This is a genomic window from Streptomyces bambusae, assembly GCF_020532645.1.
Taxonomy (GTDB): domain Bacteria; phylum Actinomycetota; class Actinomycetes; order Streptomycetales; family Streptomycetaceae; genus Streptomyces; species Streptomyces bambusae.
Genome location: NZ_JAJAUZ010000001.1, coordinates 17,203 through 43,031 on the forward strand (window position 1 = coordinate 17,203; position 25,829 = coordinate 43,031).

22 protein-coding genes are annotated in these 25,829 nt (G+C 71.8%); 13 read left to right on the top strand and 9 right to left on the bottom strand.

What is annotated here, in order from left to right; all coding sequences use genetic code 11:
- Positions 1-2: 2 nt before the first annotated feature.
- Positions 3-1,292: a serine--tRNA ligase gene (gene serS / locus LG634_RS00085; protein WP_226731443.1), complete on the top strand. Its 1,290-nt coding sequence runs from the start codon at positions 3-5 to the stop codon at positions 1,290-1,292.
- Positions 1,289-2,095 (top strand): HAD family hydrolase, encoded by an 807-nt coding sequence (locus LG634_RS00090; protein ID WP_226731444.1) that lies wholly within the window; start codon positions 1,289-1,291, stop codon positions 2,093-2,095. Before serS ends, LG634_RS00090 begins: the two co-directional genes overlap by 4 nt.
- Before the next feature lie 219 nt (positions 2,096-2,314).
- Here the strand turns inward: LG634_RS00090 and LG634_RS00095 are convergent, their stop codons facing one another.
- From LG634_RS00095 to LG634_RS00115, 5 genes are all read right to left on the bottom strand, one after another.
- Positions 2,315-2,956 carry a rhomboid-like protein gene (locus LG634_RS00095; RefSeq protein ID WP_226731445.1) on the bottom strand — a complete coding sequence of 214 codons (642 nt, stop codon included), beginning with the start codon at positions 2,954-2,956 and terminating at the stop codon, positions 2,315-2,317.
- A 133-nt stretch (positions 2,957-3,089) separates the two neighbouring features.
- Positions 3,090-3,809 carry an ABC transporter permease gene (locus tag LG634_RS00100; protein WP_226731446.1) on the bottom strand — a complete coding sequence of 240 codons (720 nt, stop codon included), beginning with the start codon at positions 3,807-3,809 and terminating at the stop codon, positions 3,090-3,092.
- A gap of 14 nt (positions 3,810-3,823) precedes the next feature.
- The gene (locus tag LG634_RS00105; RefSeq protein WP_226731447.1) at positions 3,824-4,735 is read right to left on the bottom strand and encodes an ABC transporter ATP-binding protein; all 912 of its coding nucleotides are present in this window, start codon (positions 4,733-4,735) and stop codon (positions 3,824-3,826) included.
- Positions 4,732-5,616, bottom strand: a complete 885-nt coding sequence (locus LG634_RS00110) for an ABC transporter permease (protein ID WP_226731448.1) — start codon at positions 5,614-5,616, stop codon at positions 4,732-4,734. Before LG634_RS00110 ends, LG634_RS00105 begins: the two co-directional genes overlap by 4 nt.
- A complete protein-coding gene (locus tag LG634_RS00115; protein ID WP_226731449.1) occupies positions 5,609-6,655 on the bottom strand; it encodes an ABC transporter ATP-binding protein in 1,047 nt (348 codons plus the stop codon). The genes LG634_RS00110 and LG634_RS00115 overlap by 8 nt, the downstream gene beginning before the upstream one ends.
- Positions 6,656-6,933: 278 nt before the next feature.
- Between LG634_RS00115 and LG634_RS00120 the strand changes: the two genes are divergently transcribed.
- The 3 genes from LG634_RS00120 (at position 6,934) to LG634_RS00130 (ending at position 10,629) form a co-directional block, all read left to right on the top strand.
- Positions 6,934-7,791 carry a M24 family metallopeptidase gene (locus LG634_RS00120; RefSeq protein WP_226731450.1) on the top strand — a complete coding sequence of 286 codons (858 nt, stop codon included), beginning with the start codon at positions 6,934-6,936 and terminating at the stop codon, positions 7,789-7,791.
- Between the two features lie 5 nt (positions 7,792-7,796).
- Entirely contained in the window at positions 7,797-9,593 is a 1,797-nt protein-coding gene (locus LG634_RS00125) for an SDR family oxidoreductase (RefSeq protein WP_226731691.1), read from the top strand.
- 94 nt (positions 9,594-9,687) lie between these two features.
- Entirely contained in the window at positions 9,688-10,629 is a 942-nt protein-coding gene (locus tag LG634_RS00130; RefSeq protein WP_226731451.1) for a MerR family transcriptional regulator, read from the top strand.
- Between the two features lie 94 nt (positions 10,630-10,723).
- On the opposite strand, the gene LG634_RS00135 is transcribed toward LG634_RS00130, so the two are convergent.
- Positions 10,724-11,461 carry an aquaporin gene (locus LG634_RS00135; protein WP_226731452.1) on the bottom strand — a complete coding sequence of 246 codons (738 nt, stop codon included), beginning with the start codon at positions 11,459-11,461 and terminating at the stop codon, positions 10,724-10,726.
- A gap of 227 nt (positions 11,462-11,688) precedes the next feature.
- Here LG634_RS00135 and LG634_RS00140 point away from each other — a divergent pair, with 227 nt between their 5' ends.
- The 8 genes from LG634_RS00140 to LG634_RS00175 all read left to right on the top strand — a co-directional run bounded on the left by LG634_RS00140 (position 11,689) and on the right by LG634_RS00175 (position 19,319).
- Complete coding sequence (locus tag LG634_RS00140) at positions 11,689-12,228, top strand: RNA 2'-phosphotransferase (protein WP_226731453.1); 540 nt, start codon at positions 11,689-11,691, stop codon at positions 12,226-12,228.
- Positions 12,229-12,402: 174 nt separating this feature from the next.
- Complete coding sequence (locus LG634_RS00145) at positions 12,403-13,644, top strand: SH3 domain-containing protein (RefSeq protein ID WP_226731454.1); 1,242 nt, start codon at positions 12,403-12,405, stop codon at positions 13,642-13,644.
- Positions 13,638-14,585 carry a hypothetical protein gene (locus LG634_RS00150; RefSeq protein WP_226731455.1) on the top strand — a complete coding sequence of 316 codons (948 nt, stop codon included), beginning with the start codon at positions 13,638-13,640 and terminating at the stop codon, positions 14,583-14,585. Before LG634_RS00145 ends, LG634_RS00150 begins: the two co-directional genes overlap by 7 nt.
- A gap of 31 nt (positions 14,586-14,616) precedes the next feature.
- On the top strand, positions 14,617-15,102 hold the full coding sequence (locus tag LG634_RS00155; protein ID WP_226731456.1) for a hypothetical protein: 486 nt from the start codon (positions 14,617-14,619) through the stop codon (positions 15,100-15,102).
- A 152-nt stretch (positions 15,103-15,254) separates the two neighbouring features.
- On the top strand, positions 15,255-16,013 hold the full coding sequence (locus LG634_RS00160) for an FHA domain-containing protein (protein WP_226731457.1): 759 nt from the start codon (positions 15,255-15,257) through the stop codon (positions 16,011-16,013).
- Positions 16,010-17,377, top strand: a complete 1,368-nt coding sequence (locus LG634_RS00165; protein WP_226731458.1) for a serine/threonine-protein kinase — start codon at positions 16,010-16,012, stop codon at positions 17,375-17,377. Before LG634_RS00160 ends, LG634_RS00165 begins: the two co-directional genes overlap by 4 nt.
- A 92-nt stretch (positions 17,378-17,469) precedes the next feature.
- Complete coding sequence (locus tag LG634_RS00170) at positions 17,470-18,375, top strand: LLM class flavin-dependent oxidoreductase (protein WP_226731459.1); 906 nt, start codon at positions 17,470-17,472, stop codon at positions 18,373-18,375.
- 89 nt (positions 18,376-18,464) lie between these two features.
- Complete coding sequence (locus LG634_RS00175; protein WP_226731460.1) at positions 18,465-19,319, top strand: Cof-type HAD-IIB family hydrolase; 855 nt, start codon at positions 18,465-18,467, stop codon at positions 19,317-19,319.
- A 69-nt stretch (positions 19,320-19,388) separates the two neighbouring features.
- Here LG634_RS00175 and LG634_RS00180 read toward each other — a convergent pair whose 3' ends face one another.
- The 3 genes from LG634_RS00180 to cydB form a co-directional block, all read right to left on the bottom strand.
- Positions 19,389-21,140 (bottom strand): sensor histidine kinase, encoded by a 1,752-nt coding sequence (locus LG634_RS00180; protein WP_226731461.1) that lies wholly within the window; start codon positions 21,138-21,140, stop codon positions 19,389-19,391.
- A 48-nt stretch (positions 21,141-21,188) separates the two neighbouring features.
- Complete coding sequence (cydD, locus tag LG634_RS00185) at positions 21,189-24,737, bottom strand: thiol reductant ABC exporter subunit CydD (protein ID WP_226731462.1); 3,549 nt, start codon at positions 24,735-24,737, stop codon at positions 21,189-21,191.
- An 81-nt stretch (positions 24,738-24,818) separates the two neighbouring features.
- Positions 24,819-25,823 carry a cytochrome d ubiquinol oxidase subunit II gene (cydB, locus tag LG634_RS00190; protein WP_226731463.1) on the bottom strand — a complete coding sequence of 335 codons (1,005 nt, stop codon included), beginning with the start codon at positions 25,821-25,823 and terminating at the stop codon, positions 24,819-24,821.
- Between the last annotated feature and the right edge of the window lie 6 nt (positions 25,824-25,829).

A 25,829-nucleotide genomic window follows, 5' to 3' on the forward strand; every position in this document is an offset into this window, starting at 1 on the left:
GGGTGATTGACCTCCGGCTGCTCCGTGAAGACCCCGACCGTGTCCGCGCCTCCCAGCGTGCTCGTGGAGAGGACGTCGAGCTCGTCGACGCACTCCTCTCCGCCGACGAGCGTCGCAGGTCTTCCGGCGTGCGCTTCGACGAACTGCGCAACGAGCAGAAGTCGCTCGGCAAGCTCATCCCCAAGGCCTCTCCGGAGGAGCGGGCCGAGCTGCTCAAGCGCGCCGAGCAGCTGAAGACGGACGTGAAGGCCGCCGAGGCCGAGCAGAACGAGGCCGACGAGGCCGCCAAGTCGCTGCTGCTGAAGCTCGGCAACCTGGTCCACCCGGACGTGCCGGTCGGCGGCGAAGAGGACTTCACCGTCCTGGAGACCCACGGCACCATCCGCGACTTCGCGGCCGAGGGCTTCGAGCCCAAGGACCACCTGGAGCTCGGCGAGGCCCTCGGCGCGATCGACGTCGAGCGCGGCGCCAAGGTCTCCGGCTCGCGCTTCTACTACCTCACCGGCGTCGGCGCGCTCCTGGAGCTCGCCCTCGTCAACGCGGCGATCGCCCAGGCCACCGAGGCCGGCTTCATCCCGATGCTGACTCCGGCCCTGGTCCGCCCGCGCGCCATGGAGGGCACCGGCTTCCTCGGCCAGGCCGCGGAGAACGTGTACCACCTGGAGAAGGACGACTACTACCTGGTCGGCACCTCCGAGGTCCCGCTCGCCGCGTACCACATGGACGAGATCGTCGAGGCCGACAAGCTGCCCCTGCGGTACGCCGGCTTCTCCCCCTGCTTCCGCCGCGAGGCGGGCACGTACGGCAAGGACACCCGCGGCATCTTCCGCGTCCACCAGTTCGACAAGGTGGAGATGTTCTCGTACGTGGCTCCCGAGGACGCCGAGGCCGAGCATCAGCGCCTGCTCGCCTGGGAGAAGCAGTGGCTGAACTCCCTGGAGCTGCCGTTCCAGGTGATCGACGTCGCCACCGGCGACCTCGGCGCCTCCGCCTCCCGCAAGTTCGACTGCGAGGCGTGGATCCCCACCCAGGGCAAGTACCGCGAGCTGACCTCCGCGTCGAACTGCGACAGCTTCCAGGCCCGCCGCCTGTCGGTGCGCATGCGCGAGAACGCCAACGGCAAGAGCACCGTCCAGCCCCTGGCCACCCTCAACGGCACCCTCTGCGCCGTGCCCCGCACCATCGTGGCCATCCTGGAGAACCACCAGCAGGCCGACGGCTCGGTCCGGGTGCCCGCGGCACTCCGCCCCTACCTGGGCGGCCGCGAGCTGCTGGAGCCGATCTCCAAGTGACCTTCCCGTACCGCCTCGTCGCCACGGACCTCGACGGCACGCTGCTGCGTGGCGACGACACGGTCTCGGAACGCACCCGTGAGGCGCTCGCCGCGGCCACCGCGGCGGGTGCCGCACACATCGTCGTCACCGGCCGCGCCGTGCCCTGGACCCGCCACATCCTCGACGACCTCGGCTACCGGGGACTCGCGGTGTGCGGGCAGGGCGCCCAGCTCTACGACGCGGGTGCGCACAGGCTGCTCACGTCGGTGACGCTGGACCGGCAACTGGCCGGTCTGGCACTGGCCAAGATCGAGAGCGAGCTCGGGCCGGTGGCGATGGCCGCCAGCCGCGACGGACTGGACGGCGGGGTCCTGGTGGGTCCCGGCTACCAGGTGCAGGAGGGCCCGCTTCCATACGTGTTCCTCAAGGACACCACGGAGATGTGGTCGGCCCCGCTCAACAAGCTCTACATCCAGCACCCGGAGCTGGACGACGACGCGCTCGCGGACGCCGCCCGGCAGGTCGTCGGCAGTCTCGTCGACATCGTCATGGCCGGGCCGGGTGTGGTGGAGATCCTGCCCCTGGGCCTCACCAAGGCCACCGGGCTCTCGCTGGCCGCGCGGCGGCTGAAGGTGAAGGCGGCGGAGACGATCGCCTTCGGCGACATGCCCAACGACATCCCCATGTTCGCGTGGGCCGCGCACGGCGTGGCCATGGCCAACGCCCACCGCGGACTCAAGGCCGTCGCCGACGAGGTCACCATGTCGAACGAGGAGGACGGCATCGCCGTGGTCCTCGAACGGCTCCTCGGCTCGGCCTGACGGTTCGCGCCCCGGCACAGTCCGACGAGGGAGGTCCGGAACCGCCCGTGCCGTACGGCACGCTCGAAGCGGCGGTCCCGGACCTTTGTCGCTCCCCGCACCACCCACTCTGCCCGGGTCACACGGGGCCCACCAGCGAATTTCCCGGCCGCAGGGCAGCCTGCCCCGGCGGCTGCACGCGGTTGTGTTTCACGTGAAACACAACCGCGTGAGAGAGCGTCATGTTTCACGTGAAACAGGCTGCGGGTGCCAGGTGAGCGGCCACGCCAGCAGCCCGATGGCCAGCGCGATCGCATGGCCCAAGTCCGTGAACGTGCCGCCGGTCAGCAGCGGTACGCCGAAGAAGGCGACGGCGCCCGCGAGGTAGAGCCAGCGCCAAGGCCCGGGAAGCCGGTAGGTGAGCACCCCCACGGCTGCGGCGAGCCCGTAGCTCACGCCGATGTCGACGACGTGCGCCATGCTCCGGGGCGCCCGGTGATCCCGGATGGCCATCAGGACCACGTTCTGGCTGATGAGGGTGGCCACGACATGGGCACTGCCCACGATGGCCAGCCAGCGCACGGTGCCGAGCCAGCGTTCCACCGGGGCGTGGAACAGCTCGAACAGGACGGCGTACAGGGCCAGTGATGCCGGGTTCTCGATCCAGAACGCGCTGGCCACCAAGGCCCGGACGGGGTGGTTGACCAGCTCGTGGATGTTGCTGCTGTTGCGGTGCAGCAGGACGTGGTCGAGGTGGTCCGGGGACAGCGCCACGACGACACTGGTGAGCGCGATGACCAGCAGCCACACATGCGTACCGGGCGAGGAACGCACCCACGAGCGCAGCGGCCGGGACGGCTCGGGCTCGGCGTGCAGACTCATGCACCGATCATGACCCGCCCTGCGGCCCCCCGCACAACGATCCCGGTACGGCGATGCCCCGCCCGATGGGACCGGGCGGGGCATGCAGTGGAGCGCCGTGCGAGCGGACTGCGCAGGCAGCGGGGCGGGAGGACTACTCCTCGCCCGCCAGGGTCAGGCGCCGCAGCTTCTGGCCCGCGTATGCGGTGGCCGCGACCGTGACCACGGCCAGGAGGATGCCCGCCGTGGGCAGCGAGACCGCCGAGCTGACCGTGTCCTCGCCGCTGATCTTCTCGGCCAGGGCCAGCGCCCACTGCTGGACGCTCAGCGTCTTGGCGCCCTCGACCAGGCTGCCGAACAGGGACTCCCACACCAGGGCGTAGACCAGGCCGAAGACCACGGCGTGCCGGCTGACGGTGCCGAGCAGCAGGAACAGCGCGCTGTAGGCGATCGAGGCGACGAGCGCCGCGACCGTGTACGCGATGGCGATCTGCTGTCCGTTGCCGTTGAGGATGAAGCCCGCGATGAGGGTCGGGACGGCGGAGAAGACCATCGTCACGGCGATCGCGACGATCAGCTTGGTCATGATGATCGTCGGCCGCTTCACCGGCTTGGACAGGAGGTAGACGATCGAGCCGTCGTCGATTTCCGGACCGATCGCGCCGGTGCCGGCGATGACGCCGATGAGCGGCACCATCGTGGCGAGCGCGAAGCCGCCGAGCAGGTCGGCCGCGACCTTGTCGTCGACGCCGGTGAGGGCGCGGACCGCGACGGCGATGAGGACGAGCAGGGCCGGGAGTGCGAACAGGATGAGCGCGCGGCGCCGGCCGAGCAGGGCCCGGTAGGTGAGCCGGGCGACGGTGGGGTTGTACATCGGTGCCAGCTCCTTCAGGCCGCTACGAGGTAGGAGAAGACCGACTCCAGGGACTCGTCCGAAGGCGAGACCGTGAGGAGCCGGATGCCGTGCGACCGGGCCACCTGCGGCAGCAGCTCGGTGAACCGGCCGAAGTCGACGGCCTGGATGCGCAGCGCGCCTTCGGCCCGGTCGACCTCGATGCCCGCGGTCGACGGGTCCGCGATGAGGGCAGCCGCGAGGGCTCGGTCGTCGGAGGAGCGGACCAGGTAGCGGTGCGGGCGGTCCGTCATCAGGCGTCGGATCTTGCGGTAGTCGCCGGAGGCGGCGTGCCGGCCGGCGACGATCACCTCGATGTGGGAGGCGAGCTGCTCGACCTCTTCCAGGATGTGCGAGGAGAACAGGACGGTGCGGCCTTCGTCGCCCATCCGCCGCAGCAGGTCCATCAGCTGCATCCGCTGGCGCGGGTCCATACCGTTGAACGGCTCGTCGAGGAGCAGCACGGACGGGTCGTGCACCAGGGCGGAGGCCATCTTGACGCGCTGCCGCATGCCCTTGGAGTAGGTGGCGATCTTGCGGTCCTGGGCGTACTCCATCTCGACGGTGGCCAGGGCGCGCTGGGCGGCCCGCTCGTCGAGCCCGTGGAGTTCGGCGTTGGCGACGACGAACTCGCGGCCGGTGAGGAAGTCGTACATCGACTCGCGCTCGGGCACGACGCCGATCTTCGTGTAGACCTGCTCGTTGCGCCAGATCGGGGCGCCGTCGAGGGTGACGCTTCCGGTGGAGGGGGCGAGGAAGCCGCCCATCATGTTGATCAGGGTGGACTTGCCGGCGCCGTTCGGGCCGAGCAGGCCGGTGACGCCGGGGCCGATCCGCATGGTCACGTCGTTGACGGCGACGACGTTCCCGAACCAGCGGGAGGTGTGGTCGATGTCGATGATGCTCACAGTCCGGCCTTCCGGTAACGGCTCATCAGGGCGGCGTACGAGCCGGCGATGAGGGCGAACACGACCAGCAGGTAGACCACTCCGGTGCCGGCCGAGGGCCCGTACCCGCCGGGGAAGGCGGAGGTGGCACCGAGGAAGGCGGTCTGCACCCCGTCGATCAGGGTGATCGGGGAGAAGAGGCCCATCCACTCGATGGCGCCCGTGTTGTCCGTCCCGTACGCGACGCCCTGGACGGCTGTGACGGCGCCGTACGGGATCACGAGGAGGGCGATGACGGCGGCGACGCCGAAGCCGCGCCGGGGCGTGAGGGCGGCCATGACCAGGCCGATCCCACCGAAGAGGAGCGAGAGCAGGAGCACCGAGACCATTCCCTGGGCGAACCCCTTGGTCTGGTCCGCGAAGTCGAACTTGGCCAGCAGCGCGCCGATGTACATCACGAGCAGGGGCGCCGCGGTGAGGATGAAGAGGGCGGAGACCATGGCCGCGTACTTGGCGACGACGTAGTCCACGCGCTCGATCGGCCGCGAGAAGTACAGCGGCACGGTCTTGAAGCGCAGGTCGCGGGAGACCGACTGGGGGGCCTGCGAGGCCAGGTAGAGGCCGATCACCATCTGCAGGTAGAGGGCGTACGACGTGTACTTGAGCGGCAGGTCCTTCGAGCCGGGCACCGCGATGGCGACAGCCACGATGATCGCCGCGGGCAGGCACATGACCGCGAAGAGCAGCATGGGCAGGACCTTGGACTTGGCCGAGCGGCCCAGTCCGTAGGCGCCGCGCAGGGACTGCGAGTACAGGGAGCGGCGGGCGTAGGCGCGGCCGAGGCGGCTGCCCTCGTACGACCGGTAGCCGATGTTGTGGATCCGGGTGGAGGTCTCAGCCATCGGTGCCGGCTCCCTTCTGTGCTGCGTGTGCGGTGGCCGCGGTGTTCGCCGCCCAGGCGGCGGCGCGCCGGGCTGCCTCCGGGTCCTGGTGACCCTGCTGCTGGTCGTCGCGGAAGACCTCCGCGATGTGGTGGCGGCGCTGCTCCATGCGGACCAGGCCGAGGCCGAGGCCGGCGACGGTGTCGCGGACGATGTCGTACGTCTCCTCGCCCGTGGCCTCGACGAGGAGGATGTGGCCGGCGCCGGGCAGGCCCTGTTCCTCGCCGGGGTGCAGGGCGACGCCGGCGGTGACGAGCGCCTCGCGCAGCGCGCGGGTGCCGTCGGGGTGGGTGTCGGAGTCGGTGACCTCGACGGCCAGGGTGGCCGTGATCTGGGTGAAGTCACTGGTGGAGCTGGACCGCAGCAGTTTGCCGCCGTCGACGACCACGACGTGGTCGCAGGTGCGTTCCAGTTCGCCGAGCAGGTGCGAGGTGACCAGGACGGAGATGCCGAAGTCGGTGTAGACGCGGCGGATCAGGCCGAGCATCTCGTCGCGGCCGACCGGGTCGAGGCCGTTGGTCGGCTCGTCGAGCAGCACCAGCTGCGGGTCGTGGACGAGTGCCTGGGCCAGCTTGACGCGCTGCTTCATGCCGGTGGAGTAGCCGCCGATGGGGCGGTACCGCTCCTCGTAGAGGCCGACGTGGCGCAGGGTGTCCGCCGTGCGTTCCCGGGCGGCGGTCGGGGGAAGGCCCGACATCCTCGCCATGTGCACGACGAACTCGGTGGCCGAGACGTCGGGCGGCAGGCAGTCGTGTTCGGGCATGTAGCCGACCCGTTCGCGGATGGCGCTGCCATGCGTGGCGACGTCCAGTCCGAGCACGGCGGCACGGCCCTCGGTGGCGGGGGACAGTCCCAGCAGGATCTTGATCAGCGTGGACTTGCCGGCTCCGTTGGCGCCCACCAGGCCGGTCACGCCGGGCCCGATGTCGAGGGAGAGCCGGTCGAGGGCGGTCACCTTGGTGTACCGCTTGCTCAGGCTTTCGGTCGCGATGACAGTCACGTTTCGAAGGTAGTGGCGCGGTCCGTGCCGGTCGTCAGACCTGGAGTCCGGAACGTGTCAGCCTTCAGGCGTACACGACCCTGAGCGGGCGGTACGGGAGACGGAGGGCGGACGGCGGGCGGACGGCGGGCGGACGGGGGGACGCGGGCAGTCCGGAAACCCGCGGGAAAAAAGTTATCCACAGGTGTGTGCAGGGGCCTTGACGCGATCTCCAGGCATTGTCACATTCATCAGTGTCAAGTTACGGGTGCGTACGGCGACACGGACGGACGGGTGGCATGGCCGGTAGGACGTCGGCGGTCGGGGAGCGGCTCTCCCCGGACCTGCAGGGATTCAAGGAAGTGCAGCGGCTCGCGTACGAGTGCGCGGAAGTGGTCGCGGCCCGGCTGAAGCCGGGGGTCACCGAGCGCGAGGCCGCCCGGATGCAGCGCGACTGGCTGACCGAGCGCGGCGTGCGGGACTGGTTCCACCTGCCGTTCGCCTGGTTCGGCGACCGGACGGCCTTCGCCGGCTTCCGGATACCGCTGCAGTTCTTCCCCACCAACCGGCGGCTGGAGCCGGGGATGCCCTTCATCCTCGACATGGCCCCCATCCACCGCGGCTTCGCCGCCGACATCGGCTACTCGGGCAGTCTGGGCCTCAACCCCGTGCAGGACCGGCTCATGGACGACCTGCAGGAGCACCGGGCGCTGATCCTCGCCGGGGTCCGCGAGCGCCGGCCGCTGCGGACCGTCTACGAGGACGTCGAGCGGCTCATGGTCCGCCAGGGGTACACCAACCGGCACCGCGCCTACCCGTTCGGCGTGATCGCGCACAAGGTGGGCAGGGTCCGGGAGCGCCGCTGGTCGCCTACGGTGTTCGGATTCGGAACCCAGTCCCTCAAGGGGCTGGCGAGCGACGCGCTGCACGGGCACCGCGAGGGCTGGTCCCCGCTGTGGAGTCCGTACACGTTCTCCGACCACCCGCCGCAGCCCGGCTTGTGGGCGGTCGAACCGCACCTCGGGTTCCGGGGCACCGGCGCCAAGTTCGAGGAACTCCTCGTGGTCACCGACTCCCGGGACCCGCAGGAGAGCGCATTCTGGCTGGACGACGACCTGCCGCACGTGCGGCGCTGGGCAGAGGGGAAGGCGGCGTGAGCACGATGGGTCTGAAGGATGCACGGCTGCGCAGGGTTGCCACGGGCGGGGTGGAGCTGTGCATCGCAGAGCTCGGCGACGCGGCACGGCCGACGGTCCTGCTGGTGCACGGCTACCCCGACAGCAAGGAGGTCTGGTCGGGCGTCGCCGAGCGCCTCGCCGACCGGTTCCACGTCGTGCTCTACGACGTCCGCGGCCACGGCGCGTCCAGCGCCCCGCAGCCACTGCGGGGCGGCTTCACCCTGGAGAAGCTGACCGACGACTTCCTCGCCGTCGCGGACGCCGTCAGCCCGGACCGGCCGGTGCACCTGGTCGGGCACGACTGGGGCTCCGTACAAGGCTGGGAGTTCGCGACCGTACGGCGCACCGAGGGCCGGATCGCCTCCTTCACCTCGATGTCCGGGCCGTCGCTCGACCACTTCGGCCACTGGATCAAGAAGCGGATGACGCGGCCCACCCCGCGCCGGGCCGCCCAGCTCCTCGGGCAGGGCGCCAAGTCCTGGTACGTCTACATGCTGCACACGCCGGTCCTGCCGGAGCTGGCCTGGCGCGGCCCGCTCGGCAAGCAGTGGCCCGGCATGCTGCAGCGCCTCGAAAGGCTGCCCGCGGACGGATACCCGACGGCCTCGCTGCCCTCGGACGCGGCCCACGGCGCCTGGCTCTACCGGGACAACGTACGGATCCGGCTGCGCAGGCCGCGGCCGGACGCGTACGCCCACGCGCCGGTGCAGCTGATCACGCCGACCGGTGACTCCTTCCTGTCAGAGCGCCTCTACGACGACCTCGAACAGTGGGCGCCGCAGCTGCGCCGCCGGACCCTGGACGCCAAGCACTGGATCCCCCGCACCCGGCCCGACCAGCTGGCCTCGTGGATCGGCGAGTTCGTCGACGCCCACGAGGACCGCGCCGGCAGGGCGCCCGGTGCGGTCGCACCGGCCCGAGCGGCCGCCCGCCCGGACAGCGTCGCCGGCCGCCACGCGGAGCGGTTCGGCGGCCGACTGGTCCTGGTGACCGGCGCGGCGAGCGGCATCGGGCGGGCCACCGCGTTCGCGTTCGCCGAGGCGGGCGCCCGGGTGGTCGCCGTCGACCGCGATGCCGAAGGGGCCGCCCGCACGGCGGAGATGGCGCGGCTGCTCGGTGCCCCGGAGGCGTGGGGGGAGACCGCCGACGTCGGCGACGAGCAGGCCATGGAGAAGCTCGCCGCGAAGGTGGCCGCCGAGTACGGCGTCGTGGACGTCCTGGTCAACAACGCCGGGATCGGGCTGTCCGGGTCGTTCTTCGACACGACGACCGAGGACTGGAAGAAGGTCCTCGACGTCAACCTGTGGGGCGTCATCCACGGCTGCCGGACCTTCGGCCGTCAGATGGCCGAGCGCGGGCAGGGCGGGCACATCGTGAACACGGCGTCCGCGGCGGCCTGGCTGCCGTCCCGGTCGCTGCCCGCGTACAGCACCTCCAAGGCCGCGGTGCTGATGCTCAGCGAGTGCCTGCGCGCCGAGCTCGCCGACAAGTCGATCGGGGTCTCGGCGATATGCCCGGGCATCGTGAACACCAACATCACGGCCACCACCCGGTTCGCGGGCAGTGATGCGGCCGAGGAGCGTCGCAAGCAGGAGCGTTCCTCGCGGCTCTACGGGATGCGCAACTTCCCTCCGGAGAAGGTCGCCGAGGCGGTCCTGGAGGCGGTCGTCCACAACACGGCGGTGGTCCCGGTGACGCCGGAGGCGCACGCCACCCGCTGGATGGCCCGGTTCACACCGCGCGCGCTGCGTGCGGTGGCCCGCCGGGAGCCGCGGTTGTGACCAGGGCCGGCACGGCCATACCCCGCTCCTGCCCGCGGCCGTACCATCCCTCGCAGGAGGGCTCGCAGGGCAGGGCCGTCGGTAGGGAGCGGGTGTGGCCGATCAGGCGGTAGCGGAGTACCGGATCGAGGATCTGGCGCATCACAGCGGTGCGACGGTGCGGACGATCCGGGCGTACCAGGACCGTGGCCTGCTGCCGCGGCCCGAGCGCCGGGGACGTTCCAACGTGTACGGCGACACCCATCTGGCGCGGCTGCGGCAGATCGCCGATCTGCTGGACCGGGGCTACACGCTGGCGTCCATCAAGGAGCTGCTGGAGGCCTGGGACGCCGGCCGCGGGCTGGGCGGGGTCCTCGGACTGGTGGCCGAGGTGCACGGGCCGTGGACCGACGAGGAGGCGGCCCGGCTCAGCAGGGACGAGCTGGACGACCTCTTCGGCGGCACCCCCGACGACCGGGCCGTCGAGGAGGCGGTGGAGCTGGGGGTGCTGGAGCGCATGCCCGGACGGGTGGACGAGTTCCTCGTCCCCAGTCCGACGGAGCTGGCCGTGGCCGCGGAGCTGCACGCGGCCGGGGTCCCGCTGGACGCCATCACGGGGCACCTCCGGGAGCTGCGCGGTCAGGTCGAGAACATCGCCTCCCGGTTCCTGGAGTTCACCACCGAGCACGTCTTCGCCCGCTATCTCGGTCCCGTCGAGGAGGGCTGTGCGGAGGAGACCCCGCTGACGGAGGCGGCGGCGACCGAGGCGGCCGCGATGGTGCGGCGGCTGCGGCCCTTGGCCCAGCAGACGGTGGACGCCGAGCTGGCGCGGGCCATGCGGCTGTTCGCGACCCGGCACCTCCAGCAGCACCTGGGGGCGCCGGGCCGGCCACCGGCGCCCGCGGGCCCGGCCCCGGTGGCACTGCCTGCGGAAACGGTCCGCGCGGTGCAGGAGCTGGTCGGCCCCGACCACGTCGCGGCCTTTGTCCGGGCGGCGACGGAGCGGGAGCTGCAGGCCCGCACGATGAACGAGCTGGCCCGGCGCCGGCACCCCTGACGACTTACCCACAGCCCTCCCCCGAAGCGGTCGCACATTCGCCGACAATCCCCGGCAAATCGGCTGTGGACAAGGTGCTACGGCTGTGGATGAATCAACTGACGGCCTTGTATGTGCTGTTGAGCGGTGCCACTTCCACGGCCGGCGTCCGCTCCCGTCCGTACAGCACGGCGGAGAGGGCGAGGCCGAGGACTCCGCCGGCGAGCTGCGCGAGTACGAAGCCGGGCAGGGAGCCGGGAGCGATGCCGGTGAAGGAGTCGCTGAAGGCCCGGCCGACGGTGCCTGCCGGGTTGGCGAAGGAGCCGGACGAGGTGAACCAGATCGCGGCGGCGATGTAGCCGGCGACGGCCGCCGGGACCAGGCGCGGGCGGCCGACCCGGCCGAGGCCCTGGATGACGAGCACGAGTCCGGCGGTGGCGACGACTTCACCGATCAGCAGGTGGCCGCCGTCGCGGGCCTGGGTGGCGAGGGCGCCGGGGCTGCGGTCGAACATGGCCTCGGCGAGCAGTGCTCCGGCGATGGCGCCGGCCGTCTGGGCAGCGGCGTACGCGACGGCTTCGCGGCCGGTCAGCCGCCCGGCGGCGGTGCGGCGCGGCCACCACGCGGTGAGGGTGACGACCGGGTTGAGGTGCGCGCCGGACAGCGGACCGAACAGGGTGATGATCAGGCCGAGGCCGATGGCGGAGGCGGCCGAATTGGCGAGCAGGGCCACCGCGGGGTCGCGCGTGAGCGCGGCCGCCTGGATTCCGGATCCGACCACGATCACGAGGAGGGCCGCGGTGCCGATGAATTCGGCGGCGGCCCGGCGCTTGAGCGAGGCGCGTGCAGGCATGGGTGTCCCCCTTCGAGGTGTTCGGTGCAGGCGGTGCGGTGCAGGTGGTGCGGTGCAGGTGGTGCGGTGCCGGCAGTACGGGACCGGCAGCGCGGACCGACGCTCCGGGGCCGCACGCATCAATGGAAAATATATTCCGCATCTTGGAAGCGTGGTAGAGGGGTGTCCCGCCCCGAACCGCCGAAAAACCGTGGTGGAGAGAACCACCAGCCGGGCACGCTGGCCCCATGGACGAAAGACGCACCGTCAAGGTGTCGAAATATGTCTCGAAGCACCTGCGCCACCAGCCGGAACGCATCGGACTGGCGCTCGATTCACAGGGCTGGGTGGAGATCGACGCACTGATCGCCGCGGCGGCGGCCCACGGCTTCGCCTTCAGCCGGGCCGAACTCGACCACGTCGTCGCCACCAACGACAAGAAGCGGTTCGCCGTCGAGGGCACCAGGATCCGGGCCAGCCAGGGCCACACCGTCGCCGTCGACCTCGGCCTGCCCCAGGCCGAACCGCCCGCGTACCTCTACCACGGCACCGTCGCGAGCGCCCTCGCCCCGATCCGCACCGAGGGCCTGCTCCCGATGCGGCGCCACCACGTCCACCTGTCGCCCGACCGGGAGACCGCCACCCGCGTCGGCGCCCGGCGCGGCCGCCCGGTCGTGCTGAGCGTCGACGCCGGGGCCATGCACCGGGACGGCCACGTGTTCCGCCTCAGCGCGAACGGCGTGTGGCTGGTGGACGCCGTCCCGCCGGAGTACCTGCGCCTGCCCTGACGGGAGGCGCAGGGCCGTCGGCCCGCGCGCAGGAACGCGCTGGTCGAGACCCGCCCGACCATCTTCGGCGCCGCCCCCTGCCGGGGCTACCTACCGGCTCACAGGTTCTGGTTCGGTGAGCGGCACGCTTTCCTCACTCCTGTCGGTTTGACGCCTTCGGGAAGGGGGCCTCCCATGCGGAGGAGATGGCCGCTGGCCGTGATGCTCGCCTGCGCGGGACTGTTGGGGAACAGCACCGTGGCCGCACACGCGAACGAGAGGGCTCAGGACGGACGCACGGTTCAGTGGCGGGTGGATCTGGACGCGCCCGCCGCCGAGCAGAGCAACGTGGCCCACACCGGCAGCGGGCTGACCCTGGCAAGCGGTGTCCCGGTGACGCGGCGGCTCACCCGGCCGGCTGCCCCTCGCGGGACCTACACCGCGCCGGAGACAAAGGTCGACCGGTGGGTGTCGGCGGTACGGATCGAAGCCCGCACCCGGGCACCGCGCGGCACCACCGCCCTGGTGGAGGTACGCGGCCGGGACGCGGCGGGGGCGTGGACGCAGTGGCGGGAGGCCGGCTCGGACGGGCGGACCCGGCTGCCGCGGCCGGTGGCGTCCCTGCAGACGCGCGTGAGCCTGGAGGGCCGGGCTGACGGCACGGCGCCCAGCGTCTCGGGAGTGACCTTGGCCCCCTGGGACAGTCCTGCCGAGGTGGCGACGGCATCCCCGGCCACCGCGTCCGCGACGTACCGACTGTTCGCCACCCGTGAGGGGCTGGTGGGAGGAACCACCGCCAACGGGCATGTGATCAAACCCCGCGACCACTTCGTCGCGTTGCCGTCACGGCGGATGCTCGCCTCCGACGGCGGCCGCGAATACACCGTCCGCGTCTGTAACGGCACCCGGTGCGAGACGGCGCCCGTCTGGGACGTGGGTCCCTGGAACACCAGGGACGATTACTGGAGTCCGCCGTCGGTCCGGCAGTCGTGGAACGACCTGCCGCAGGGGAAGCCGGAAGCACAGGCCGCGTACGAGAACGGCTACAACGGGGGCCGTGACGAGTTCGGCCGGCAGGTGGCCAACCCGGCAGGCATCGACCTGGCCGACGGCACCTTCTGGGACGGCCTCGGCATGACAGACAACGGCTGGGTGAACGTCACCTTCCAGCCGAGCGGTGACACCGGAACCACCGTCACCGCCTGGGCAGACGCCAACGTCCGCTCGTGCGCCTGGCGCTCCTGCGGCATCGTCAGCAAGGTCTACGCCAACTCTTCCTATCCCGCTGAGTGCTGGATCAAGGGTGAGCAGGTCACGGCGGAGGGTGTCACCAACGACAAGTGGGTACGCCTCCCGCTCGCCACCGGCGGGACCGGGTACGTCAGCGGGATCTACCTCAAGGGTGACGCGACGGGTGGAGTGACCACCCCATGCTGATCGGCACCCGACGGACCCGGGTGATCGCGGGCTCCTTCGCGGCTTCCACCGTCCTGCTCGTCTCGGCGGCGTGGGCGGAGCTCGCAGGAGGAGACGCCCGGATGGAGCATCCGGTGCGCGAGATCACCACCGCCGAGCGGGAACTGCTGCAGACCGCTGAACAAATGCTGGTGCAGTCCTGCATGCAGCAGCAGGGATTCCGTTATTGGCCCGTCGACCGTCATCCAATCCCCGAGTACCGGGAATTCCCCTACGTCGTCGACGACGTGAACTGGGCGCGGACATACGGCTACGGTGCGGAACTGGAGCGCCGCATGAAGGAAATGGATGCGTCGAGTCCCAACAAGAAGTACGTCGCCGCACTCACCCCTGACCGCCGACGGCAATGGCTGCAGACCTACCACGGCAGCGGTTCCGGGTGGCTGAAGGCGAAACTGCCCCGGGGAGGGGTCCTGAGCCACAGTGACGCCGGCTGTGCCTCGAAGGCCCAACGCCTTCTGTACCAAGATCTGCAGGGCTGGTACCAAGCAAGAGAATCAGCCATCGATCGCAAGGGCCTGAAGCAGGACCGGGTCGTTGCCGACGACCGGTTCGCGGCATCCACCGAGCAGTGGGCCCGGTGCATGCGGCGCTCAGGCCATGCCTACACGTCTCCGGCCGACATACGTGAGGCGCTGGAGAAGACGAGCCTGCGGACAGAGCCGAAGCAGCAGGTCACGCTCGCCGTCGCCGAGGCCGTCTGCGCCGAGGAAAGCGGACTGGCCCGGACCAGCCGGAAATTGGACCGCCACTATGCCGAGGTGCTTGCCGGCCAGTACCGGGCTGACACCGACCTCAAGCTGAGGCTTGAGCGCGAAGCGCTTCCTCGGGCCCAGGAAATGGTGCGTCAGGCCACAGATTCCGGCCTGTCACCAGAAAGATCGCCCTCGTCATCTCCGTGACTTGGGCATCACTTCACAGAAGGAGTTCAGCATGGGCAAATTCCGAATCGTCCTGACCGGCGCCGTCGCCGCGGGAATGATCAGTGTGACCCCTGTGGTCGCCCAGGCGGATACAGCCACTCGGCCTTCCGCCGTGGAAGCTCCGCAGCCCTTCAGCGCCCTCGCCGACGGCTTCCTCTATGCCTCCGCCGAGCCTTACGGGCAGGGGGCGTACTGCAGGTGGCTGAACAATTCCGAGGACTGGGGCGTGTGCACGGACGCAGCAGGCAACTCGCGCAACATGAAGAACGAAGCCTCCCAGATGTGGAACAACGGCGTCCCCGGCCCGTACGACGACGTAAAGGTGTTCTGGGATACCTCACACGCGGGAGCCTGGCGGTGCCTGACGAACGGTTCCCACTGGGACAACCTCCCGCTGGGACGTGAGACATTCAACGGCGGCGGTTCATCCGCCCGGGGCTACGGCCAGTCACTCAACAACAACGTCGCATCCCACATGTGGGTCGACAACTGCTGAGAGCCCTCTCGCACTCAGCCGTGATCCCTTCGGCACATTGACCGCAGTGGCGCACCGGCACAAACCGGTGCGCCACTGGCGAGTTTCCCCATCCTGCTCGCGTGCCAACACGTGTTAGCGTGCGCCCGTTAGTCGGGGGCATGGGGGATGACGTGACGATCGTTGTGCATGTGCCGGCAGGCAGTGGAGCCGCGCAGATCACCACCGAGATCGGGCCGGGGGACGCGCTGCGTTTTGGCCGGGGGGCGCCGGACACCCCCGTGGACCTCGTCCTCGACGATCCGGCCGTTCCGCGACTGGCCGGAGAGATCCGGGCGACCGAGGACCACTGGAAGCTGAGCAACTTCAGCGCAACGCAGAGCTACCTGGTCGAGAACCCGGAGGGCGCGGGCGAGTACGTACGCGTCGCCCCCCGTCGGCTCGGCGCACCCGTGCCGTTCGAGTTCTCCCGGATCGTGCTGCCGACGCGCACCGGGCCGCCTGTGTCCGTCCAGGTCTTCGCCCCCTCGCACAGCTACGGCGAGGCAGCCGACTTCGCCCGGCTCGGCGGAGCGGCCACCCTGGTGGCCTTCTCCCTGGACGAGTCCGCCACCTACTTCCTGGTGCTGGTCGCCCTGTGCGAACCCCGCCTGCGCGATCTGTCGACAGCTGCCGTCCCCACCACACCCCAGATCACCGCGAGACTGCGCCGGCATCCCGCGTGCCGGGACCTGACCGAACAGGCCGTCAGTTTCCATGTCGACTACCTGGCGCGGAACAAGCTGCGCGTCAAGAACAACGACGACGCCCCCGGGCGACGCATGGACGGGCGCCGCGAGGCGCTGGTCTCGCTCGCGCTCCGCTTCGGACTGGTGCGCGAAGAGCACCTGGCCCTCCTCCCGGCCCGTACGGCCGGCGCGGGTGTGTCATGAGCCTTGCCCATGCGATGGAGGTGCCCGTCGGCTACCTGGTGGGCGACTGGGAGGTGACGGAACCGATAGCGGCGGGCAGTTGGGGCAGCGTGTACGCGGCCCGCCACCGCGGACCGGCCGGCGGGGGAAGCCCTGCCGAGGCGGCTCTGAAGTTCCTCTCCACGGCGGGGCTCGCGCCGCGCCAGGCCCGGCAACTGGCCGAGAGCGCACAGCGCGAGGTCGCCTTCAGCCAGGAGGCCTCCCACCCCCATCTGATCCGCGTGTACGAGACGATCGAGGTCCGCGACAGCGACCGTGAGGAGCTCGACGGCGCCGTCGTCCTGGTCATGGAGCGGGCCGAGCGCAGCCTGCTCGACCTCCTCCACGACGCCGGCGGACCGACGGCCGGCCCCGTACCGGACGCCGGTCCGCTGCTGACGCAGATCTGCGAGGCCCTCGTCCATCTGCACGACTCCGGATGGGTGCACGGTGATCTCAAGCCGGGCAACGTCCTCCTGATGCCGGATGGTTCGGTACGTCTCGCGGACTTCGGGCTCGCCACCCGGATCGAAGGCACCCACGGCTACGGTCCGCCGATGGGCTCGCCCGACTATCTCCCGCCCGAGCGCAATACGGAGCCGCTCAGCGAGCGAGGTGTCGCCGTCCGGCCGAGCCTCGATGTCTGGGCCCTGGGTGTGACCGCCCATCAGCTTCTCTCCGGCGGTCGACTGCCCTTCCCCGGCGCCACGGCCGCTGCCCGAGCCGCCGCGCTCCACGAGTACAGCACCGGCCGCGCGGAACTACGGCTCAGCCCCGAGCTCCCGGACTGCTGGCGCGCGATCATCGAGGACTGCCTCGCTGCGGAAACGGAGCGCAAGCCCCGCCCCACCGTCCAGGACCTGCTGCCGCGTTTCAAGGCGGCCGTCGCCGCCCACCCGCGGGCCAGGGCGCGGCGGCACAGACGACGGATGCTCGTCACCCTGGTGGGTACGGGCACGGCGACCGCCGCGGTGTGCGGCTACGTGTTCGCCCTGCCGCACTTCTCCGGCACCGCCGGCGCCTCGGGCGTCGACATCCGCGTGTACAACGTGGAGAAGGGATGCCTCGGCAACACCGAACGGCTCACCAACTGCCGCCTGGGGCTCGCTCGGGATCCCGGCAAGCCCTACGAGGTGAGCAACGTGCTTGACCAGCGCGTCTGGCACGGGGACACCCTCGTCGCGGACTGCGTCGTCTACGGCGCCACACGCATCGCGGACGAGTACGGCGTGGGTTCCACGAACTGGTACCGCGTGAAGGTCCCCGGCGGCGAGGGCTACGGCTGGCTGTCGGCCGTACGCACCCGCGACGTGCCTGCCGTCCCGGAGTGCGAGCGCCCTGCCTGAGAGGTCCAGCGGCCGATCGGGTACGAGGCCGCAGTGACGCCGGGTGCGCCTGACTCGGCGGAGTCCCTCGGGCCTCGTTCTAAGCTCGGGGCATGAGCCTGCGCCTGAGCACCGTGATCCTTCCCGTCGACCGCTGGCATGAGGGAGGCCGGGCAACGTGGCGGCGCGCCGAGGATCTCGGCTTCCACGCCGCGTACACCTACGACCACCTGTCCTGGCGCACCTTCCGGGACGGCCCGTGGTTCGGCGCCCTGCCGACGCTCGCCGCCGCCGCGACCGCCACGGACCGGCTGCGCCTGGGCACCCTGGTCACCTCTCCGAACTTCCGGCACCCGGTGACCCTCGCCAAGGAGCTGATCTCCCTCGACGACATCTCGGACGGCCGCATCACCCTCGGCATCGGGGCCGGCGGCAACGGGTTCGACGCCACCGCCCTGGGCCAGGAGGCCTGGACCCCGCGCGAGCGCGCCGACCGGTTCGCCGAGTTCGTGCCGCTGCTGGACCGGCTGCTGACCGAGGGCGCGGTCAGCCACCGCGGCACGTTCTACTCGGCCGACGAGGCCCGGAACGTACCCGGTTGCGTGCAGCGCCCCCGGCTGCCCTTCGCAGTGGCCGCCACCGGCCCGCGCGGGCTGAAGCTCGCCGCCGCCCACGGCCAGGCCTGGGTCACCACCGGTGACCCCAAGCTGTACGAGGAGGGCACGCCGGAGCAGTCCGTGGCGGCGCTCCGCGGACAGGTGGAGAAGCTGGAGAAGGCCTGCTCCGACCTCGGCCGCGACGCCGCCGAGCTGGGCAAGGTCCTGCTGACCGGCTTCACCCCGGACCGCAGCCGCCCGCTGGAGTCCGTCGACGCCTTCGTGGACTTCGCCGGCCGCCACGCCGAGCTGGGCTTCACGGAACTGGTCCTCCACTGGCCGATCCCGGACTCCGACTTCGCCGCCGACCAGCAGGTCTTCGAGCGGATCGCGACCGAAGGCCTGGCACAGCTCGGCCAGTGAGCAACGCGGTTTCCGCCGGAACCGGCCCCGACGCCCCTGAACAGGGGTCTTGGGGTCCGGTCCGGCGTCCGCATGGGTGAAGATGGGGTGTGACCGCAGCTCCCCAGCACCGCCCCGCCCCCCGCCTGATCGCCACGGACCTCGACGGCACTCTGCTGCGCGACGACAAATCGGTGTCGGACCGTACCGTGGCCGCGCTCGCCGCCGCCGAGCAGGCCGGCATCGAGGTCTTCTTCGTGACGGGGCGGCCGGCCCGCTGGATGGACGTGGTCAGCGACCACGTCCACGGCCACGGCCTGGCGATCTGCGCCAACGGCGCCGCCGTCGTCGACCTGCACGACGGCCGGAAGTTCATCGAGGTCCACGCCCTGCCGCGGCCCGTCGCCCTGGACGTCGTCCGCGCCCTGCGGGCCGCCGCCCCCGGCACCTCCTTCGCCGTCGAGCTGACCAGCGGGATCACCTACGAGCCGGCCTACCCGCCGTTCTACCTCGACCCCGGCGCCGTGGTGGCCGTCGCCGAGGAACTGCTGGCCGAGGAGACGCCCGGCACTGCCGCGCCGGTGCTCAAGCTGCTCGCCCACCACCCGGAGCTGTCGCCCGACGCGTTCCTCGACCTGGCTCGCTCTGCAGCCGGCGAGCACGCCTCGATCACCCGCTCCAGCCCCACCTCCCTGCTGGAGATCAGCGGGCTCGGCGTCTCCAAGGCGAGCACCCTCGCCCTGTGCTGCGCCGAGCGGGGCATCTCCGCCGCCGAGGTCGTCGCCTTCGGCGACATGCCCAACGACGTCGAGATGCTCACCTGGGCCGGCACCTCGTACGCCATGGGCAACGCACACCCCGACGTGATCGCCGCAGCCTCGGGCCGCACGGTCGCCAACAACGAGGACGGCGTCGCGGTGGTCATCGAGCAGATCCTCGCCGAACGGGCCGCCGCACAGGCCTGACCGGCCCGCGAACCGGAACGCCCTCGCCGCAACCCGCGCGCAGGAACACACGCACCGGACCGCAAGGCCCTACAGCGGCGCCTCCCACACCAGGGTCGTGCCGCCGCCGTCGTCGCCGAGCCCCGGGCCGTACCAGCTGGCGCCGCCCAGGGACTCGGCCCGCCGCCGCAGGTTGCGCAGCCCGCTGCGCCGTCCGCCCTCCGGGATGCCGACCCCGTCGTCCGCGACCTCCAGCCGGACCGCGGGCCGGCCGTCCGTCAGCTTCGCCGTGGCATCGACCACCACCTCGATGCGCGAGGCCTCGGCATGCCGGAACGCGTTGGACAGGGCCTCCCGCAGCGCCGCGATGAGGTTCTTCCCGACGAGCTCGCCCACCACGGAATCCACCGCGCCCAGGAACCGGTGCGCCGGCTTGAACCCCAGCGGCACCGCCGCCATGTTGATCTCCCGCAGCACCCGGGTCCGCAGCCCCGACGGGGCCTCCGCCGGGCCCTGCTGCAACGCGAAGATCGCCGTGCGGATCTCCTGGATCGTCACGTCCAGCTCGTCCACGGCCTTCCCGACGCCCTCCCTGACCTCCGGCACGATGGAGCGGCGCTGCGCACCCTCCAGCATCATCCCGGTGGCGAACAGCCGCTGGATGACCAGGTCGTGCAGGTCCCGCGCGATCCGGTCGCGGTCCTCGAACACCGCGAGCCGCTCCCGGTCCCGCTGCGCCTCGGCCATCATCAGAGCGAGCGCCGCCTGCGAGGCGAACTGGGTGGCCAGGGTCCGCTCGGCCTCGCTGAACGGGCGCTGCCCGCGCGCCCGCGGGGTCACCAGCGCACCCAGCACCCGGCCCCCGCTCTGCAGCGGCAGCATCATGCACGGTCCGTACTGGCTGGTCAGCCGGCTGATCATGCGCGGATCACCGGCTGCGTCGTCCACGAACACCGGCTCGCCGCCCATCAGGCGCACCACGATCGGGCTCTCCGCCGGGATCAGCACCCCCAGCGAGGTCGCCGGATTGTCGGAGGACACGGCCACGATCTCCATCGCGCCCTCCTCCGTCGGCAGCATCACGATCCCGGCAGCCGAATCCGCCAGATGGCGGGCCTGTTCGGCGACCACCGCCAGCGCGTCGTCGGCGTCCCCGCCCGACAACAGCGCCGTGGTCACGGCCACCGACCCGTCGATCCACCGCTCGCGCTGCGTCGCCGCCTCGTACAGCCGGGCGTTGCCGATGGCGATGCCCGCCTCGGTCGCCAGCACCCGGACCATGTGCAGGTCGTAGTCGTTGAACTCGCCGCCGCCGCGCTTCTCCGCCAGGTAGAGGTTGCCGAAGATCTCGCCCTGGACCCGGATCGGAACGCCCAGGAACGTCTTCATCGGCGGATGGTGCGGCGGGAACCCGGCCGACCGGGGATCGGTCGTCAGATCCGCAAGGCACACCGGCTCCGGATCGCGGATCAGTGCCCCGAGCAGCCCCCGGTGGCCGTCCGGCCGGTGCCCGATCAGCCTCGCCTGCTCCTGCCCGATGCCGTACGTGACGAAGTCGGACAGGCCGCGGCCCTCCGTGTCGACCACCCCGATCGCCGCGTACCGGGCGTCGGCCAGCTCGGCGGCCGTCTCGCAGATCCGGTCCAGCGTGGAGTGCAGCTCCAGCCCGGTGCCCACCGACCGCATCGCCTCCAGCAGCTGCGGCACCCGGGCCGTCAGCTCGGTGGACAGGCCCTGCAGACTCCGCGTCGCCTGGGTGGCGGCTTCCAGCGGATCCGGTTCCGACGAACCGGGTTCCGGCGGATCCGACGACTCGTGTGCGTGCGACTCCTGCAACGACATGCCCTTGAGCCTAGTTAGTCCCTTTTACTCGGGAAAGTCGGCCGCCGGTCACCGGACCGGCCCGCCCGCCACGGCGAGCCCCGCGGACACCGGGACCCCGCTCTCCCGCTCCCGCGCCAGCATCCGCCGCAGCGGCCCCTCCGCCGCGGCCAGCTCCCCGTACGGGCCGCGCTGGACGACCCGGCCGGCCTCCAGCACCACCACCTCGTCGACTCCCTCCAGCCCCGCCAGCCGGTGCGTGATCAGCACGGTGGCCCGGCCCTCGGTCGCCGCGAGCAGGTCCGCAGTCAGCGCGTCCGCCGTCGCCGCGTCCAGGTGCTCGGCCGGCTCGTCGAGCACGAGCACGGGGAAGCCCGCCAGCAGCGCCCGGGCCAGCGCCAGCCGCTGCCGCTGCCCGCCCGAGATCCGCTCGCCGTGCTCCCCGACCAGCGTGTCCAGCCCGTCGGGCAGCCCGTCCGCCCACTCCAGCAGCCGCGCCGCGGCCAGCGCCTCGCGCAGCTCGGCCTCGGTCGCGTCCGGCCGGGCCAGCCGCAGGTTCTCCCGCACCGAGCTGTCGAACAGGTGCGCGTCCTGGGCGCACAGCCCGACCATGCGGCGTACGTCGTCCCCGTCCAGCGCGTCCGCGGCCACACCGGCCGGTCCCAGCCGGTACGTGCCGGCCGACGGGTCGAGGAAGCGCAGCAGCACCTGGGCGAGGGTGGTCTTCCCGGAGCCGGACGGGCCGACGACGGCGATCCGGCGGCCGGCGTCGAGCGTGAGGTCCAGCCCCTCCAGGGCCGCCCGTTCCTGGCCCGGATGCCGGGCTGCGATTCCGCTCAGCCGCAGCGGGAACGGGCCCGCCGGCGGCGCGGCCGGCGCCGGCGGCTCGGCCACCGGCAGCGGCGCGTCGAGCACCTCGTACACCCGCTCGGCGCTGCGCAGCACCCGCTGGCGGTACTGGACGGCGAGAGGCAGCCCGGCCACGGCCTCGAACGCCGCCAGCGGCGTGAGGACCACGACGGCCAGGGTCACCCCGCCGAGCCGGCCGTCGGCCACCGCGGCCACTCCGACCAGTGCGGCCAGCACCACGGTCAGCCCGCACACCAGCGCCGACAGGCCGCTGCCGAGTCCGGCCGCCGCCGCCCCGCGGGATGCGATCCGGGTCAGCTCCCGGTCCGCGTCCGCGGCCCGGCGCTGCCTGTCCCCGAGCGCCCCGGCGACCGTCAGCTCCGCAGTGCCGGCCAGCAGGTCGGCCGCCCGGACCGCCAGCTCGCCCCGCGCGGGGGCCAGCCGCCGCTCCGCCTGCCGGGCCACCGCCGCGATCAGCGCGGGCACCCCGACCCCGGCGAGCAGCAGCCCGGCCGCGAGGACCGCGCCCGCCTCCGGCAGCAGCCAGGCGGTGAAGCCGACGGCCCCCGCGGACACCAGCACTCCGGTACCCACCGGCAGCAGCCACCGCAGCCAGTAGTCCTGGAGGGCGTCCACATCGGCGACGAGCCGCGATAGCAGGTCCCCGCGCCGGGTGTGCCGCAGCCCGGCCGGGGCGATCCGCTCCAGCCGCCGGTAGACCGAGACCCTCAGGTCGGCGAGCATCCGCAGTACGGCGTCGTGGGACACGAGCCGCTCCGCGTACCGGAACACCGCCCGTCCCAGCCCGAAGGCCCGGGTGGCCGTGACCGCCATCATCAGGTAGAGCACCGGAGGCTGCTGGGAGGCCCGCGAGATCAGCCAGCCGGAGACCGCCATAAGCCCCACGCTGCTGCCGACCGCCAGGGCGCCGAGCAGCAGCGCCAGCCCGAACCGGCCGCGCCGCGCACCGGCCGCGGCCCGCACCCGCGCCGCCAGGGACCGGCCCCGGGCCGGCTCGACCGCGGGGGAGTCCGCCGCGGGCTCGGCCCCCCCGTCGAAATCGCCCCCGCGCACCCCGCCGCCAAAGGCGGCAGCAAGGCCCGGAACACCGGCCGCTGCCACCCGGGCAGGCCCCTCCTCCAGCGCCACGATCCGGTCCGCGACCGCCAGCAGCGCCGGCCGGTGCACGACAAGCAGGACGGTCCGGCCGGCCGACAGCCGCCGGACCGCCTCGACGATCCCCGCCTCGGTCTCGCCGTCCAGCGCGGCCGTCGGCTCGTCCAGCAGCAGCACCGGCCGGTCCGCCAGGAAGGCCCGGGCCAGCGCGAGCCGCTGCCGCTGCCCCGCCGACAGCCCCGCGCCGCCCTCACCGAGCAGGGTCTGCGCGCCCCGCGGCAGCCCGGCCACGAACTCCTCGGCGCCCGCGTCCCGCAGGGCGGCGGCCACCTCGGCCTCCGACGCGCCGGGCCGGGCCAGCCGTACGTTCTCGTCGATCGTCCCCGCGAACAGGTACGGCCGCTGCGGGACCCAGGCGATCTGCTCGCGCCAGGCCTCCGGAGCCAGTCCCGCCAGGTCGGCCCCGCCGACCGTCACCCGCCCGGCGGTCGGCGGGGTGAAGCCCAGCAGCACCTGGAGCAGGGTCGACTTGCCCGCCCCGCTCGGCCCGGTGAGGGCCACGCACTCGCCGGGTTCGAGCACCAGGGAGACCGGGGCGAGCGCATCTGCCGTCCGGCCCGGATAGCGGACCGCGACCCCGTCGACGGCGATCCGCAGCGGGCCGTCCGGCAGCCGCTCGGTGCCCGCGGCCGCCGTGCCGGGGGTCTCCAGCACCTCGAAGATCTCCTCCGCGGCCGCCAGTCCCTCCGCAGCCGCGTGGTACTGCGCCCCGACCTGCCGCAGCGGCAGGTACGCCTCGGGAGCGAGGATCAGGATGACCAGGCCCGTATAGAGGTCGAGGTCTCCGTGGACCAGCCGCATGCCGATCGTCACGGCCACCAGCGCCACCGAGAGGGTCGCCAGCAGCTCCAGGGCGAACGAGGACAGGAAGGCGATCCGCAGCGTGCGCAGGGTGGCCCGCCGGTACTCCGAGGTGATCGCCCGGATCGACTCGGCCTGCGCCTTGGCCCGCCCGAACACCTTCAGGGTCGGCAGGCCGGCCACAACGTCGAGGAAGTGTCCGGAGAGCCGCGACAGCATCCGCCACTGGCGGTCCATCCGGCTCTGCGTGGCCCACCCGATGAGCACCATGAACAGCGGAATCAGCGGCAGCGTCACCACGATGATGGCCGCCGACACCCAGTCCTCGGTGACGATCCTGGCCAGCACCGCCACCGGGACCACCACCGCGAGCCCCAGCTGGGGAAGGTAGCGGGAGAAGTAGTCGTCGAGGGCGTCCACACCCCGGGTGGCCAGCGCCACCAGAGACCCGGTCCGCTGCCCGCTCAGCCAGCCCGGCCCCAGCTCGGCTGCCCGGGCCAGCAACCGCCCCCGCAACTCCGACTTCACGGCCGCGCCGGCCCGGTGGGCAGCCAGCTCGGTCAGCCAGGACACCAGTGCGCGCCCCAGCGCCACCGCCGCGAGCAACAGCAGGGGAGTGCGGAGCGCGCTGCCGTCCAGGCCCCTCTGAAAGGCCCCCACCACGATCTCCGCGACGAGCATGGCCTGGCCGACGACCAGCCCCGCCCCGGCCAGGCCGAGGGCCACCACCGCCGCCAGGAATCCGCGGGTGGAGCGGGCGTACCGGAGCAGGCGCGGGTCGATCGGTTTCACGTGAAACATCCCCCTCGGAAGGGCGGGTGGGGATGTTTCACGTGAAACACCCCCGGGGCAGGGCGTGCAGGACCAGCCGGATCAGTGGGCGGGCTCGGCGATGTGCTGCGTGCCGATCCGCTTGCGGAACACCCAGTAGGTCCAGCCCTGATAGAGCAGCACCACCGGGGTGGCGATGGCCGCGCACCAGGTCATGATCTTCAGCGTGTACGGGCTGGACGAGGCGTTGGTGACCGTCAGGTGCCAGGCATCGTTCAGCGAGGACGGCATCACGTTCGGGAAGAGCGTGAGGAAGAGCATGGCCACAGCAGCCGCGATGGTGACGCCCGACAGGGCGAAGGCCCAGCCTTCCCGGCCCTTCACGACGAACCCGAGTGCCGCCAGCAGGGCGAGGACCGCGACCGCCATCGCCACCAGGCTCTTGCCGTCACCGCGCGAGACCTGCGTCCAGAGCAGGAAGGCGAGCGCGAGGACGGCGGTGGCCAGGCCCAGCCGCAGAGCCAGCCGGCGCGACCGCTCCCGGATCTCACCGACCGTCTTCAGCGAGGTGAAGACCGCGCCGTGGAAGGTGAACAAGGTGAGGGTGACCAGCCCGCCGAGGATCGAGTAGACGTTGAGCAGGTCCCAGACGGTGCCGACGTACTCCATGTCCGCGTCGATCTTCACACCGCGGACGATGTTGGCGAAGGCCACGCCCCACAGGAACGCGGGGATCAGCGAGGTCCAGAAGATCGCCCGCTCCCAGTTGGTCTGCCACTTCTCCTCAGGCCGCTTGGCCCGGTACTCGAAGGCGACACCCCGGACGATCAGGCAGATCAGGATGACCAGCAGCGGCAGGTAGAAGCCGGAGAAGAGAGTGGCGTACCACTCGGGGAAGGCGGCGAAGGTCGCTCCGCCCGCGGTGAGCAGCCACACCTCGTTGCCGTCCCAGACAGGACCGATGGTGTTGATGAGGACCCGCTTCTCGCGGCGGTCCCGGGCCAGCAGCCGGGTGAGCACTCCGACCCCGAAGTCGAAGCCCTCCAGGAAGAAGTAGCCGATCCAGAGGACCGCGATCAGCACGAACCAGACGTCGTGGAGTTCCATGTCTCG

Bases quoted from the DNA above. Each gene is read 5' to 3' on its own strand.
- LG634_RS00095 (WP_226731445.1), bottom strand. From the start codon at position 2,956: ATGAGTCTGCACGCCGAGCCCGAGCCGTCCCGGCCGCTGCGCTCGTGG.
- LG634_RS00100 (WP_226731446.1), bottom strand. From the start codon at position 3,809: ATGTACAACCCCACCGTCGCCCGGCTCACCTACCGGGCCCTGCTCGGC.
- LG634_RS00110 (WP_226731448.1), bottom strand. From the start codon at position 5,616: ATGGCTGAGACCTCCACCCGGATCCACAACATCGGCTACCGGTCGTAC.
- LG634_RS00120 (WP_226731450.1), top strand. From the start codon at position 6,934: ATGGCCGGTAGGACGTCGGCGGTCGGGGAGCGGCTCTCCCCGGACCTG.
- LG634_RS00125 (WP_226731691.1), top strand. From the start codon at position 7,797: ATGGGTCTGAAGGATGCACGGCTGCGCAGGGTTGCCACGGGCGGGGTG.
- LG634_RS00135 (WP_226731452.1), bottom strand. From the start codon at position 11,461: ATGCCTGCACGCGCCTCGCTCAAGCGCCGGGCCGCCGCCGAATTCATC.
- LG634_RS00140 (WP_226731453.1), top strand. From the start codon at position 11,689: ATGGACGAAAGACGCACCGTCAAGGTGTCGAAATATGTCTCGAAGCAC.
- LG634_RS00145 (WP_226731454.1), top strand. From the start codon at position 12,403: ATGCGGAGGAGATGGCCGCTGGCCGTGATGCTCGCCTGCGCGGGACTG.
- LG634_RS00150 (WP_226731455.1), top strand. From the start codon at position 13,638: ATGCTGATCGGCACCCGACGGACCCGGGTGATCGCGGGCTCCTTCGCG.
- LG634_RS00155 (WP_226731456.1), top strand. From the start codon at position 14,617: ATGGGCAAATTCCGAATCGTCCTGACCGGCGCCGTCGCCGCGGGAATG.
- LG634_RS00165 (WP_226731458.1), top strand. From the start codon at position 16,010: ATGAGCCTTGCCCATGCGATGGAGGTGCCCGTCGGCTACCTGGTGGGC.
- LG634_RS00170 (WP_226731459.1), top strand. From the start codon at position 17,470: ATGAGCCTGCGCCTGAGCACCGTGATCCTTCCCGTCGACCGCTGGCAT.
- LG634_RS00180 (WP_226731461.1), bottom strand. From the start codon at position 21,140: ATGTCGTTGCAGGAGTCGCACGCACACGAGTCGTCGGATCCGCCGGAA.
- cydB (WP_226731463.1), bottom strand. From the start codon at position 25,823: ATGGAACTCCACGACGTCTGGTTCGTGCTGATCGCGGTCCTCTGGATC.